General features: G+C 66.6%; 9 protein-coding genes. 2 read left to right on the top strand and 7 right to left on the bottom strand.

The genetic code is table 11. The features are described 5' to 3' along the window. Positions 1–2: 2 nt before the first annotated feature. The 4 genes from ACSVC7_RS27395 to ACSVC7_RS27380 all read right to left on the bottom strand — a co-directional run bounded on the left by ACSVC7_RS27395 (position 3) and on the right by ACSVC7_RS27380 (position 3,837). Positions 3–1,814, bottom strand: a complete 1,812-nt coding sequence (locus tag ACSVC7_RS27395; RefSeq protein ID WP_448207097.1) for a glycoside hydrolase family 15 protein — start codon at positions 1,812–1,814, stop codon at positions 3–5. A 23-nt stretch (positions 1,815–1,837) separates the two neighbouring features. Continuing rightward, positions 1,838–2,641 (bottom strand): sigma-70 family RNA polymerase sigma factor, encoded by an 804-nt coding sequence (locus ACSVC7_RS27390; RefSeq protein ID WP_448207098.1) that lies wholly within the window; start codon positions 2,639–2,641, stop codon positions 1,838–1,840. Between the two features lie 117 nt (positions 2,642–2,758). Further along, on the bottom strand, positions 2,759–3,556 hold the full coding sequence (locus tag ACSVC7_RS27385) for a Crp/Fnr family transcriptional regulator (RefSeq protein ID WP_448207099.1): 798 nt from the start codon (positions 3,554–3,556) through the stop codon (positions 2,759–2,761). Positions 3,557–3,603: 47 nt separating this feature from the next. Next, the gene (locus ACSVC7_RS27380) at positions 3,604–3,837 is read right to left on the bottom strand and encodes a hypothetical protein (RefSeq protein WP_448207100.1); all 234 of its coding nucleotides are present in this window, start codon (positions 3,835–3,837) and stop codon (positions 3,604–3,606) included. Between the two features lie 173 nt (positions 3,838–4,010). Here ACSVC7_RS27380 and ACSVC7_RS27375 point away from each other — a divergent pair, with 173 nt between their 5' ends. Further along, on the top strand, positions 4,011–5,564 hold the full coding sequence (locus ACSVC7_RS27375; protein WP_448207101.1) for a DegQ family serine endoprotease: 1,554 nt from the start codon (positions 4,011–4,013) through the stop codon (positions 5,562–5,564). Between the two features lie 9 nt (positions 5,565–5,573). On the opposite strand, the gene ACSVC7_RS27370 is transcribed toward ACSVC7_RS27375, so the two are convergent. From ACSVC7_RS27370 to ACSVC7_RS27360, 3 genes are all read right to left on the bottom strand, one after another. Continuing rightward, positions 5,574–9,128: a hybrid sensor histidine kinase/response regulator gene (locus ACSVC7_RS27370; protein WP_448207102.1), complete on the bottom strand. Its 3,555-nt coding sequence runs from the start codon at positions 9,126–9,128 to the stop codon at positions 5,574–5,576. Positions 9,129–10,089: 961 nt separating this feature from the next. Further along, positions 10,090–10,908 carry an IS5 family transposase gene (locus ACSVC7_RS27365; RefSeq protein WP_448207103.1) on the bottom strand — a complete coding sequence of 273 codons (819 nt, stop codon included), beginning with the start codon at positions 10,906–10,908 and terminating at the stop codon, positions 10,090–10,092. Between the two features lie 45 nt (positions 10,909–10,953). Beyond that, positions 10,954–11,502 (bottom strand): patatin-like phospholipase family protein, encoded by a 549-nt coding sequence (locus ACSVC7_RS27360; RefSeq protein ID WP_448207104.1) that lies wholly within the window; start codon positions 11,500–11,502, stop codon positions 10,954–10,956. Positions 11,503–11,869: 367 nt separating this feature from the next. Between ACSVC7_RS27360 and ACSVC7_RS27355 the strand changes: the two genes are divergently transcribed. After that, on the top strand, positions 11,870–13,252 hold the full coding sequence (locus tag ACSVC7_RS27355; protein WP_448207105.1) for an FRG domain-containing protein: 1,383 nt from the start codon (positions 11,870–11,872) through the stop codon (positions 13,250–13,252). The last annotated feature ends 385 nt before the right edge of the window (positions 13,253–13,637 follow it).

The raw sequence follows: 13,637 nt of genomic DNA, 5'->3' as shown, positions 1-13,637 counted from the left end.
GGTCAGGAACCGTGGTCGGAACCATGATCCGAGCGCTGGCGCGCCGGCTTGGCGTCGCTGCTCAGGTTGTGGGCGGAGTTCACCAGGGCGATGTGCGAGAAGGCCTGCGGGAAGTTGCCGACCAGCCGCTTGGCCTGCGGGTCGTACTCCTCCGACAGCAGGCCCAGGTCGTTGCGCAGGGCCAGCAGGCGTTCGAACAGGGCCAGCGCGTCATCGCGCCGGCCCTGGAGGACGTAGGCGTCGACCAGCCAGAAGCTGCAAGCCAGGAACGCCCCTTCGCCGGGTGGAAGGCCGTCGTTGCTCTTCCCGGTGTCGTAGCGCTGCACGAAGCCGTCCTTCAGCAGGTGCCGCTCCACCGCCGCGACGGTGCCGCGCACGCGCGGGTCCTGCGGCGGCAGGAAGCCGATGACCGGCATCAGCAACAGCGACGCGTCCGGCTCCTTCCCGCCGTAGAACTGCACGAAGCCGCCCACGTCGGAATCGTAGCCGTTGGCGCAGACGTCCTGGTGGATGTGGCGGCGCAGGGCCTTCCAGCGCTCGACCGGGCCGTCCATGCCGAACTGCTCGACGCTTTTCACCGCGCGGTCGATGGCCGCCCAGGCCATGATCTTGGAAAAGGTGAAGTGCCGGCGCCCGCCGCGCGTCTCCCAGATTCCTTCGTCCGGCTGGTTCCAGATGGCCTCCAGATGCTGGACAAGCGCGCGTTGCAGCTGCCAGCCGGCGTGGTTGTTGCCGAGCCCGCCCTGGCGCGCCTGATGCAGCGTGTCCATCACCTCGCCGTAGACGTCGAGCTGAAGCTGACCGGAGGCGGCGTTGCCGACCCGCACGGGGGACGCGCCCTCGTAGCCGGGCAGCCAGTCGGCCTCCCACTCCATCAGCCGGCGCTCTCCGGCCAGACCGTACATGATCTGCAGCTGGTCCGGGCTGCCGGCGGCGGCGCGCAGCAGCCAGTCGCGCCAGGCGTCCGCCTCGTCGTAATAGCCGGCGTTCATCAGCGTTTGCAGCGTCAGGGTGGAATCGCGCAGCCAGCAATAGCGGTAGTCCCAGTTCCGCACGCCGCCGAGCTGTTCGGGAAGCGAGGTGGTGGGGGCCGCGACGATGCCGCCGGTCGGGCGGTAGGTCAGCGCCTTCAGCGTGATGAGCGACCGCCGGACGGCGCCCGCCCAGGGCATGTCATGGCAGCAGCGGCCGGTCCAGTCCCGCCAGAAACCCTCCGTGTCCTGCAAGGCCTGCTCGGGGTCCACGGGCTTGGGCAGGGGCTCGTGGGAGGGGGTGTAGGTCAGGACGAAGGGAACCCGCTCCCCGGCCGACACCGTGAAGTCGGCCACCGTGGTCAGGCCGTGCCCGTGCAGTTGGATCGGCGTGCGCAGCACCAGACTGTCCGGCCCGGCCACGGCGCGCAGATCCCCATCGTGGAGCCGGGTCACCCAGGGCACGGAGCGGCCGTAGCCGAAGCGGATGACCAGTTCGGTGTGCATGGTCACGCGGCCGCGCCGCCCGACCACGATCCGCACGACGTCCGACGCCTTGCCGCGCGGCGGCATGAAGTCGAGGATGGTCGCCGCCCCGTCCGCCGTCTCAATGTCGGTTTCCAGGATCAGCGTGTCCTCGCGGTAGCGCCGCGTCGAGCGGGCCGCGGGGTCGGCCGGGGCCAGCAGCCAGCGGCCGTGTTCCGGCCCGCCGAGAAGGGCCGCGAAGCAGGCGTCGGAATCGAAGCGTGGCCAGCACAGCCAGTCGACGGAGCCGCCGCGCGACACCAGCGCCGCCGTCTCGCAGTCCCCGAGCAGGGCGTAGTCCTCAATCCGCTCTGCCATGCCGTCCTCCGTCCCTGCCCCGGTCATTGCGTCGTGTGGGGAAACAGGCGAAAGCCGCCGGCCGGCACCGGCGCAGCCGGCGGGCTCCGCGCCGACGGACAGGCGCAGGACCAGACGGAGCCGCCGGCGCAACGCTCCGGGGTATCCGGGAACCGGATGCGCACCGCCGCGTAGTGCGTCCGATGCGGCAAAAGCGCGACGGTCGCAGGCAGGCGGGATGGACGGGGATGGCGCAGGCCCTTGCCGGTCGCCGGGGCGTTGGGCGCCGGTGCCGAGGGCTGCGGCTGCGCTGCCGGAGCGGGCTGTGGGTGGAGCGGCTGGGGCGGCAAGGCGATGCGGATGCGCGTCCGCCGCCGACGCTCCAGGTGAACGCGGATCTGCTCGCGCGCCCGCGACAGCCGCGACCGGATCGTGCCCACGGGGACGCCCAGGCGGTCGGCCGCATCCTGGTAGGCGATGCCTTCGATGGCGACCATCTCCACGAGGCCGCGCTGCGCCGGCGGCAATTCCTCCAGGGCGGCCTGCGTCTCGTCCAGGGCGACGCACCACAGCTGCGCCGGTGGAACGGTGCGGTCGTCCTCCTCCAGTTCGCAGACAGGGCAGCGCCGGCAACGCCGTCGTTCGCTGAAGAAGATGTTCTTCAGGATGGTGACCAGCCACGCGTCGAGGTTGGTGCCCGGCTGGAACTTGTCGGCGTTGCGGAGCGCGCGTTCCAGGCAGTCCTGCACGAGGTCCTCCGCCATCGCCTGCTCCCCGGCCAGCCTGCGGGCGTAGCGCTGAAGTTCGGGGATGCACCCCACGAGGTCGGTTTCGAAGGCCGTCGGCATTCCGGTGTCCCCCGGCGTTTGCGGTCCTTTCAACCAACTCGGCGGTGGGGGACTGGTTCCGCCAATCCGGCACATATGTACGCGATTTAATGTTCCGGCCATCAGATGTTCTGGCCGTCAGAGGATCAGCCTTTGGACCCGCGGCAGGACGGAGGCGTAGCCGGCGAACAGCACCAGCTGGCTCCGGTCGAGAATGGTCAGCCGCCCGTCCTCCACATGAGCCAGCCGCTTGTCGCGCAGTTCGGCCAGCGAGCGGTTCACATGCGTCCCCGACAGGCCGGTGGCGTCGGCGAGGTGGCGGCGGCGCAGCGGGAATTCGCAGCACTCGTCCGTCATCTGGCCGGCCAGTTCCAGCCGCTCGGCCAGTTCCAGCATCAGGTAGGCGATGCGCTGCGGCCCAAGCGTGCGGCCCAGCACGGCCAGCCGGCCGTCGGCGCGCCGCTTGTCCTCCACCAGCGTGTGGATCAGCGCGCGGTTCAGGGCGGGAAAGCGGCTGCACAGATCGTCCAGCGACGGCGCGCGCAGGCGGCACAGGACGACGGGCGTCAGCGCCGTGACCTCGTAGTCCCAGTCGCCGAGCAGGGCCACCTGCAGCCCGAAGACATCCCCCGGCAGCAGAAACTCCAGGATCTGCCGCGTGCCGTCGGCCAGCCGGATGGACCGGTAGGCCCAGCCCGAGAACACCGTGTAGATGTAGCCTCCCGCCGGTCCGGGCTGGAGCAGTTGGGCGCCCGCCGGGCGGGCGATCTGCCGGTCGCGCAACTGCGCCACAAAGGCCAGTTCCCCGTCGTCGAGCGGCTTGAACAGCCGCATCCGCCGCAACGCGCAGTCCTGGCAGGCCACCATGGGGCTCCGCCGCCGGGCGGACGGTGCTGGGGCCTCGCGGGAAGATGGAGCCCCGGAAGACTGGTTCATCGCCGCCTCCCCACCGGCCCCCTCACCGTTGGGGAGCCCGAACAGGCTCAGTAATGCCGCCTCTGGCCGGCCGGCGCTGCGGCGTGGACGTGGTCCTGGTGGAGGCGGCGTTCGGCGTCCTCGTCCCCGATCAGGGCGAGGAAGGAGTCGGCCGCGCGGTCCCAGGCGTCGCGCGTTTCGCCGGGCGCGGGTTCATAGCCGGGGCCGTGATGGCCGCCGAAGCCATAGGCGCCGACCCAGTCGTCGTCCGGAACCTTTCGGTCGGAATGGTTCGTCTTCATGGTCGTTCCCTTCGGTGGAATGGGTCCCATACGTCGTATGGGATGCTGTTTCCTCAACGACCCCGGTGCAGCGCCCGTTCCACACCGTCGTTTGCCGCGGGACGAGTTCCGACCCGGTGTGTTGGCAGCACGAAGCCGGCCATGGCCGGGGTCGCACCGAGGGAGATTGAACGATGTCGGATCGACGGAACCCGCGCATCCGCACGCCGCAGGGCGTCCGCCTCGCGCTGCTGGCGGCGAGCGTCGCTGTGTGCCCGGCCTTCGGGTCGGCGGCGCTGGCCCAGACCCAGGGGCAGACACAGGCGCAGACTCAGGCACAGCCCCCGGCACCCGCGCTCAACCAGGCGCCGGCCGCCGACCCCGGCCTCGACCGTCTCCCCAGCTTCCGGCCGATGGTCGAGCGGGTGATGCCGGCGGTCGTCAACGTCTCCGTCATCGAGCGCGCCGACGCCGCCCAGACCGCCGAGGCCGGCCCCGGCGTGCCCGAGGGCATGCCCTACGACGAGATGCTGCGGCGATTCTTCGGCGGCCCCAACCAAGCCCCGCGCGACATGGGGCAGCGGGTGGCGCTGGGCTCCGGCTTCATCATCGCCGCAAATGGGTTCGTGGTGACCAACAACCACGTCGTCGGCGACGCCGACAAGGTGACCGTCGTCTTTCAGGACGGCACCCGGCATCCGGCCAAGGTGATCGGCACCGACGACAAGACCGATCTGGCGCTGCTGAAGATCGACGCCGACCACCCGCTTCCCTACCTGTCCTTCGGAGACAGCGACAACGCCAAGCCGGGGGACTGGGTCGTGGCGGTCGGCAACCCGTTCGGGCTGGGCGGCTCGGTCAGCGCGGGCATCGTGTCGGCGCGCGGCCGTGACCTGCACTCCGGCCCCTACGATGATTTCCTCCAGCTCGACGCGCCGATCAACCGCGGCAACTCAGGCGGCCCCACCTTCAACACGCGCGGCGAGGTGATCGGCATCAACACCGCGATCCTGTCGCCGACCGGTGGCAGCATCGGGATTGGCTTCGCCATTCCCTCCAACCTCGCCAAGTCGGTGGTGGCTCAGCTGCAGGCCAACGGAAAGGTGACGCGCGGCTGGCTGGGCGTTGCGATCCAGGAGCTGACGCCCGACATCGCCACCGCGCTCGGCTTGCCGGAGCCGCGCGGCGCGCTGGTGACCGACGTGACGCCGGGCGGGCCGGCGGCCAAGGCAGGCCTTCAGCCCGGCGACCTGATCGAACGCTTTGACGGGCAGAACGTCGAGCAGTCCCGCGACCTGCCGAGGCTGGTGGCGAACAGCGCCATCGGTCATCCGGCGCAACTGACCATCCGCCGCCGCGGAAAGGATGAGACCCTCACGGTCGCCATCGCGCAGATGCCGACGGAAAAGACCGCAGCCGCCGCCGGGTCGGGCGAGGAGTCCGGCGGGGCTGCGCTCGGTTTGGCGCTGGGCGACCTGACGCCGCCGGTCGCGCAGCAGCTTCATCTGGCGGACAATGCCCGGGGCGCGCTGGTCGTCGCGGTCGAGGAGGATGGCGTGGCCGCCGCCGCGGGCATCCGTCCGGGCGACGTCATCGAGCAGGTCAACCAGGAGCCGGTCCGCGACGCCGCCTCCGCCGCAAGGCGTCTGTCGGCGGCGCTGGAGCACGACAAGCGCGCCCTGCTGCTGGTGGACCGCGGCGGCCAGCGGCGCTTCGTCCCCGTCTCCACGGAAGCCGGGCATGGTTGACGTGTCTGCTCAGTCCGCCAGGGCAAGATACCGCTCCATCGCGCTGCGGAGCTGCCGCGGCGTGACCGGCTTGTGCATCAGGCCGAAGCCGTGCTGCGCGGCGTCGCGCTGGCACTCCGGGCCGGTCTCGCCGGTCACGATGATGCCGGGAATGGCCGTGTCGAACAGCGCCCGGATGGCGAGGATGACGTCCGTCCCCACGGCGCCGTCGCGCAATCGGTAGTCGGCGATGACGATGTCGGGCGTTCGGTTTCCAGCACGCAGCTTCTCGATGGCCTGCGCGCCGGATCCGGCAATGAGCACCGTGTAGCCCCATTCCTTCAGGATCGTCTGGAGGCTGACCAGCACGATGGCGTCGTCGTCGACGACCACAGCGAAGCGCTCATTGGGGTGGGGTGACGGCGCCTCCGCGTCGGGCGTGCGGTCGGCCGGGGCTTTCGTTTCGCCCAGCGGGACGTCGATGCTGAAGACCGACCCTTTCCCCGGCTCCGACCGCACGGACACGGGGTGATCGAGCAGGCGGCCGATCCGCTGCACGATGGCCAGGCCCAGCCCCAGCCCTTGCGTGCGGTCGCGCTCCGGATTGCCCACTTGGTGGAACTCCTCGAAGATGCGCGCCTGCTGGTCTTCCGGGATGCCGAGGCCGGTGTCCCGCACCTCGATCCGCAGCCGCGTTCCCTCCGCCCGGCACTCGATCGCGACGCCGCCGGCCTCGGTGTAGCGCACGGCGTTCTCGACCAGATTGCGGATCATGCGGCCGAGCAGGACGCGGTCGCTGCGGACGTGGAACGGGCAAGGCCCCATCTGCCACTCGATCCCCTTGCCCCGGGCGACGGCCGCGTAACCCGCGGCGATCTGGTCGAGCAGCGTGTCCAGCGGGAAGTCCTCGATGGTCGGCCGCACCACGCCGGCGTCGAGGCGGGAAACATCGAGCAGGCTGTCCAGCAGCGATTTCAGCACGTCCAGCCCGCGTTCGAGATGGGCCAGCGCGGCGCGGCCCTTGTCGTCCTGGACATGGCCGTGCAGCGCGCCCGCGAACAGGAACAGCGACTGCATCGGCTGGCGCAGGTCGTGGCTGGCCGAGGCCAGGAAGGTGGATTTCGACCGGGCGGCCTGTTCGGCTTCTCTCGTCGCCCGCCGCAGAGCCTCCTCCGCCTCGTACTGTTCGGTCACGTCGGTGTTGGTGCCGAACCACAGGATGATGTTGCCGTCGGTGTCACGCACGGGCAGCGCGCGCGACAGGAACCGGCGCCACGCGTCGTCGCGGCCGAGAAGGGAGAAACTGTCCTCCCACGGCTCCCCGGTGGCCAGCGAATGACGGAAGTGGGCGAGGACCCGCTCCGCGTCGTCGGGATGCAGCCGACCGCTCCACCCCCATCCCTGCATATCGTCCAGCGTGGTGCCGGTGTAGTCGTACCAGCGCTTGTTGAACCAGAAGATGGCGCCGTCGGGCCGCGCCATCCAGGCCAGTTGGGGGATCGAGTCCGCCAGCGTCCGGAAGCGATGCTCGCTGTCCTTCAGGACCGCCTCGGCCTCCTTCTGGGCGGAGATGTCGCGGAAATAGACCGACAGCCCGCCGCCCGGCTGGGGGTAGATGCTGAAGGACGTCCATCGCTGGAGGATGCCCGAATGGGTGTCGAAGGTCCGCGCCTGCCCGTCGGCCATGGATTCGGCGAAGCGGGCGCAGATCTCGTTCCCGGCGATCCGCGGGAAAACGTCGATCAGGTTGCGCCCGATCAGCTCGTCCCGCGTCATGCCGAACAGGCGCAACGCCTGGCGGTTCACGTAGGTGAAGCGCCAGTCCTGGTCGATGGCGTAGAAGGAGTCGCCGGTGCTCTCCAGGATTTCCGTGGCGCGCTCTCCCGCCTCCTTCAGGCGTTCCTCGGCCCGCAGCTGCTCGGTGATGTCCTCCAGCACGACCACCGCCCCGGAGATGGCGCCATCGCCGGCCTGGAGCGGTGCGGCCGAGTGCCGGATGGTCTTGTGCGACCCGTCGAAGCACTCGATGTCGATAATCTCGTCGAGCGACGTTTCGCCCAGCCGGATCGCGCGCGCGGCCGCCCACTGCTGCGGCTCGATCCGTTCGCCGGTGGCGCGCCACCAGCCCTTGTACTCGCCGTAGCCGTCGATGCCGACGTCCCGGGCGCCACCCCAGATCCGCTGCGCGGCGGGGTTCAATTTCAGGATCTGCCCGTCGGCGTCGATCACGCACACGCCCACCGGCAAGGTCTGCATCACGCGGTCGAGCAGGGCCTCGTACCGGCGCAGGTTCTCCGACAGGCGGCGCCGCTCGGTGATGTCCTGGAAGTACACGGCCAGCCCGTTGCTGGTGGGGAAGGCACGCACCGCGTACCAGCGGCCGAACGGCGCGTACCATTCCTCGAACTCCACCGGGCTCTGGGTCGCCATAGCGTGGTGGTACTGGGTCCAGAACTGCGTGACGACGGCGTCGGGAAACTCCTCCCACAGAACCCGGCCGGTCAGATCGCGGCCGCCGGCGATCAGGTCGCGGGCGCGCCGGTTGATGTAGGTGATCCGCCAGTCGGTGCTGAGTTCGAAGACGCTGTCCGTCGTGCTTTCGAGGATGGCGGCCGAGCGCCGCTCGGCGTCGGACGAGGCCTCCAGGGCCAGAATCCGGCGTTCCGCCGCCTCCCTTCGGGCGTGGGATCGGGCCAGGGTCACGCCGATGCCGGCCGTGAGGAGCAACGCTGCAAGGCCACCGCCGATCACGGCCATGGTCGTCTGTCGGTTGGCCCGGTCGATGTGGGCAGCGGGGGCGCCGAGCAGCACCGTCCAGCCGGTCGCCGTCGATGGGGCCGCAGCCGTGTAGAACCTCTCCCCCTGCAGCGTCTGCGTGAAAAAGAACGGCGCGCCCTGGCGCAGCCCCTCACCCACCGAGGGATCAAGCGGCGATACCAGCGTCGGATCGAGGGGGCCGTCCGACAGGGTGCGCGCCACCAGCCGCTGTCCGCCGTCGATGACTTCGAGCACCCATCCGGGCGGAAGCTCCTGCTCGCGGAGCGCGCGATGCACCGACCATGCCCGGACATGGGCGGTCAGGACGTGCGACACCCCCTGGTTTCCGGTTACGGGAACGCTCACCGGCACGCTGGGCTCCACGGTCAGCTCCGGGGCGGCCACGACACCGCCGACGCGGGGCTTGCCGTCCTGGAACACGGCCTGGACCTCGTCCTCGTGGGTTGGGGAGGCGGGAAAGCCCCGTCCGTCCGCGTCGTCGCGCATGAAGACCCGGACGGACCCGTTGTGGCCATGCAACTCCAGGGCGACCCAGTCGGGGCGCTGGCGCAAGGCGCGCCGCGCGCGGTCTGCGAAGGCCGCCCCTTCGGCCTCTTCCAGCGTCTTGGAGGTGGCGAGCATTTCAAGCGCGCTCCGCGCGACCGCCATCCGCTCCTCCACGGCACGAGCCGATGCGGCCGCGGCTTGACGGATCATGCTCTCGACCGAGCGCTGCTGCTGGCGGTTGAACGCCAGGATCATGGCAACCGCGAAGACAACCAGCGGAAGCGCGGCGGCAAGAACCGGGACGGACAGACGGAGGCGCATGCGCGGTGTTTGACCAGAATGCTGGGTTCACAAACGATCATTGCGCGCGGACTGGGAAAAGTAAATGGTTGCAAGGGGCATCGGTTCGCTAAAGCAAGAAGATGTTTTGATCTTCCCGCAATTGTTCAATACCGGAGGTGCAATGTTTCCGGGGCATAACCTTTGCGTGCCCTGGGCCGGCGCATCGCTTCAATTTGGCGATCTGTTTGGGCACGCCCGCCAGTGCGAGAGGATCGCCAGCCAAAACCCGCCCCGATGGTGCCGTGCAGGACCGAGATGATAGCCGGAAGCAGGCTTATCAGGACAATGCGGCCGCAAATGCAGCGCACACCGATCTCGCCGACGGCGAAGCCGAAAAAACTTGTCGGATTTTAGATTGAATGGGAGTGGGGAAGATCCACTGACACCATAATGAAGGCTCTGGTTGAAAGTGCCAAGTATCTTTTGGTGAGACGAAATGGCGAATCAGCACTGAAAGTGAGATGGCTCCCTGCCCAAACCTACCAAGTCAGTAAATTGAGCCTCTACTCGAAACCCACCATCGGAAGCGAGAGCTTTGACGCTTCATGGGCCGGGGGCCTCCCGGCCTTACCATCCATCGGTTTGCAGCGCGCTCCTGTTCGAGGGTAAGATTGCCGGCCAGTTCGTTGCGCCGGTCCACCTGCTCCCAGTAAAAGGTGGGCAGAGCCGGTTTGCGGGTGGGGTTTATCTGCAGGAGCACCACCACATCCGGCTTGTCGCTGTAGCCCCAGTCCTTCGTCCCGCGGACGAACTCGGAAAATGGGGGATTGGTGGCGAACAGCCCGTCCCAGTACCAGTGCACGGCGTTGCCCGACCGCTTGCGCGCGGGGTCGTACAGCGGGGGGATCGCGGCCGACGCCAGGATCGCGGTGCCGTTAACATCATCGTCGCAGAAGACGCAGCGCTTCCCCTCGCAGATGTAGAGCCTGTTTGATTATGCTTAATGATTGATTTCGCGGCTGTATACTCTGAGAACGCGGCTGAAGGCTGCGATGTTAACAGCATCTTCGGCGGCTGCCGGATCCTGCTCGAGGTTTCTGGTCAGGCGGCGGTAGCGGTTGGTCTGGGTACCGAAGGTCGCCTTGATGCGCCAGCGGATAGGCAGCGGGGTAAAGCCGGTGTTTTGCGGAGGCTTGCTGGAAACCTGCACGTCCACGCCATGGCGGTGGGCGGCGGCGTCCATGCGCTGGCCGACGTAGATGCCGTCCACCTTGATGCGGTCGAGGCTCCAACCGTCCTGGGCTGCGCGATCCAGCAGGATTCCGGCGGCTTTGGTGTCGTGAACGTTGGCAGCGGTGACCAGCGCCGCCAGAACGAAGCCGAATGAACAGGTCAGGATGTGGCGCGTGGTGCCTTTGACCCGCTTGTTGCCGTCCACGCCGCTTTCGCCCCGTTGCGGGCCGGAGGGGACGCTCTGGGAGTCCAGGATCCCGGTTGACGGTTCGGGCGCGCGATCACGTTTCCGGCGCACCGTCCGCGTCAGCAGGGCGCCCGCTTCCGCCCAGATGCCATCGGCCCGGAAGCGGTCGTGCCACGTGCGCACCGTGTGCCACGACCCAAAGTCCATCGGCAGATACCGCCATTGGCAGCCGGACTTGTGCAGGTACAGGCAGGCGTTCACCATCTCACGCAGGTCCACCGTCAAGGTATCGTAACCCGAAAACAGAGGACGGATCGTCTCCCATTCCGCATCCGTCAGGTCACTGGGATAGCGCCGACCGTCATCCTTGTATTTCTCTCGCTGTTCGTCTGTCCACATCGACCAATCCTCCTGCCGATACCAACAGGCAGGACGCCATTTCGGTCAAACAGGCTCGTAGGCCGCGCCGACATTAAGGCGCGGGTAGTCTCGCCGCCGGACCTGACGGGGCCGCCGGGGCATGTAATGTTCGTTGATCAGGCTCGTCATGCGGGCGCGGACGTTTGACGAGACAAAGGGGAGCGCGCAGTCGACGGTGATCGGGAGTCTCGCAAACATCTGCGCAAGGACGTTTGGAATCTGGTCGGGGTTGCCGGTGCTGGACAACTCGCCCCAGAACCCTTCAAGCCGGCGGAAGGCGTCCGCGCGGGACCGCTTGCTCGGCGACCGGGGGGCTGCCCCGGGCGCGGCGCCATCCATGCCGGACAGGATTCCGGACCAGGCGAGCGCAGCGCACACGGGGCCGCCTGAGGTGCCGCTCAGGCTGACAATTTCGTGGTGCTTCCAGAACGCGTCGTCGTCGAGCATCGCCATTAGGAAGCCGGCGGTGAACGCCGTGTGGCTTCCGCCGCCCTGACGGGCGATCGCCACTTTCCTCTTGGATCTTTTCGGGAGACGCTTGGCCTTCGTTTCGGCTGTCGTGCTGATCGCCATCGCGTCACCCCTTCAAAGGGAATTGGCGCTACGGTTTGACCCCTGTCCCGTGCGGCGACGGTCGCTCGTCAGCTTCCTCTTCACTGCCCAGGGGCGTCAAGGTGGCGATGGCGAATGCGCCGAAAGGGATTAAGGGGCCTTCCTGAGAGCAGAGGCCCGCTCGCCAGGAGTGGAATTTTCACAGCGGTCGGCCGGTTCCAGCGCTTGTGCCGTACGGTTGCTGTCTGGGATGCGACCGATGTCAACGAACCGCTGAGGGCATAAGCCGCCACCGGGCAACCCAGTGATCCTCGTGCTGACGCGCCGGCGATTGTAAGATATAAATCGACGCACAATCAGAGCGGATGGCGGTCGAGCGGGCGGGGATATGTCAGAAAACTATAATTACATTGCATTTGGAAACCGGGATTATGTCGAAGGGGCGGTCGACGTCGTCGCGATGAGTCGTGGCCGAATGTTCGAATACACACCCACCGATATCGGAAAGCGGCTTGAAGGTCTTGATCCTGTATCGGTCGCTTTCCTGGAAAAGCTACCTACGTTCCTGTGCAGCGAAATTGAAGATACAGGCGACGCGGTCACAATGATCGTTAAGTTCGGGCGAATTGAACATACGAAAGCGGACCGGAAGGAAGTTACGGCGAAATTCAGAACGTTAATTGATTTTGGTGTCGTTGAGTTTGTCGATGACAAGCAGGCGCGTGACCTGTTTGATGCCAGCAGGTACCAACTTTACCGCACACATTGGGCGGTCAGGGAAGGCGATGCACAGGCGATTTTGGACAAGCTTGCGCGGATGAAGCCGGAGACAACCGGAGCGGTTACAAGACCACTGGAGGCGGACCTCTCGGCTGCAGCGGCCGCGCCGCCGCCAAAAACAAAGAAGCTGATCGGGACCGCCGATAGCGTCGAGGCATTTCTTGCAATGTTGTACGAATTGCCATCTAAAAAATCGACGGAAACTTTCTTTCGCGGACAAGAGAACGAGAAATTTGAGCTGACGCCATCTTTGTTGCGGAAGCGGCCGGATGGGTCATGGTTTTACATGCCGAACGAGGATCGCCTTTGCAAAGAGGTTCTTATTGCTCATTATGACGAGTTCCAGGGCGACCAGTACTGCTTCGACCGTCTGGTTCGTATGCAGCACTACGGGTTGCCGACTCGACTTCTCGATATTACAAGCAACCCTCTGGTCGCGCTGTTTTTTGCCTGCTGCGACGCAAAGGGGCCGCTTGGCGCGGACGCTGGAATCATCGATGGCGAAGTAATCATCTTTCAGGTGCTATCAGAGAAGATAAAATACTACGACTCCGACACCGTCAGCTGTCTTGCAAATCTTTCTAATCTTACCTACGAGCAGAAGAATAAAGTTGACCCAAGGGCTGACCAAGATAAATTCAACGCGTCAGAGGTTGGGCAAAAACTTCTGCATCACATCAAATCGGAAAAAGGTTTTTTCGAGGGGCGCATCATCCCGGAGCACTTGGGATCGATCCTTTGTGTGAAGGCTAAGCGGACCAACACGCGGATCAGATCGCAATCTGGTGCCTTTCTGCTGTTCGGCCACGAGACCGAGTCGCCAGACTCCGGGATCGAAGGCATTGAGATTTCGCGAATTAAAATCACCAACAAGGCGCATATATTGAAGCAACTTAGCAGCATAAACATCAACGAAACCACGGTGTATCCGAGCATTGATCGAACGACCCGTGATCTTAAGGAGCGATACTTAACGGCAAGCGCCTCCTGAACATTTTTTCCGCAAACAACTCGCGCTTACGACGCAGCTCGCGGCCGCTTCGCGCCCAATGCGCCGGGGCGGAGCTAGCCCGGATCATTCATCAGCGTTTTGGAAGGTCTGTCCGAAGGCGCGTTGATGGGTGGCGCCAACGGCGCGGCACGACGGGTTTGGAGGGTTGCGGGGACAGGTTCGTTCGAGGGCACGTCGCCCTGGCGTTCACGGCGGCAGCTTGGCGGTGCGGGCGGCCAGCATCGCGAGGCTTTCCTGGTAGGGGAAGCTGGTCGGCAGAGACGTAACTGCTCACCTGGCTGGCGGCTGGTAAGTGGTCAGGCGACGACGAAGGTTCCGTCGATCAGGTCGCGGATGGCGGTCCAGGCGGATTGGCCTTGCCGGC

It is taken from the genome of Azospirillum mesophilum (genome assembly GCF_053470405.2).
Note: the sequence above shows the minus strand (reverse complement) of the source record. Positions and strands in the feature narration are given on the sequence as shown.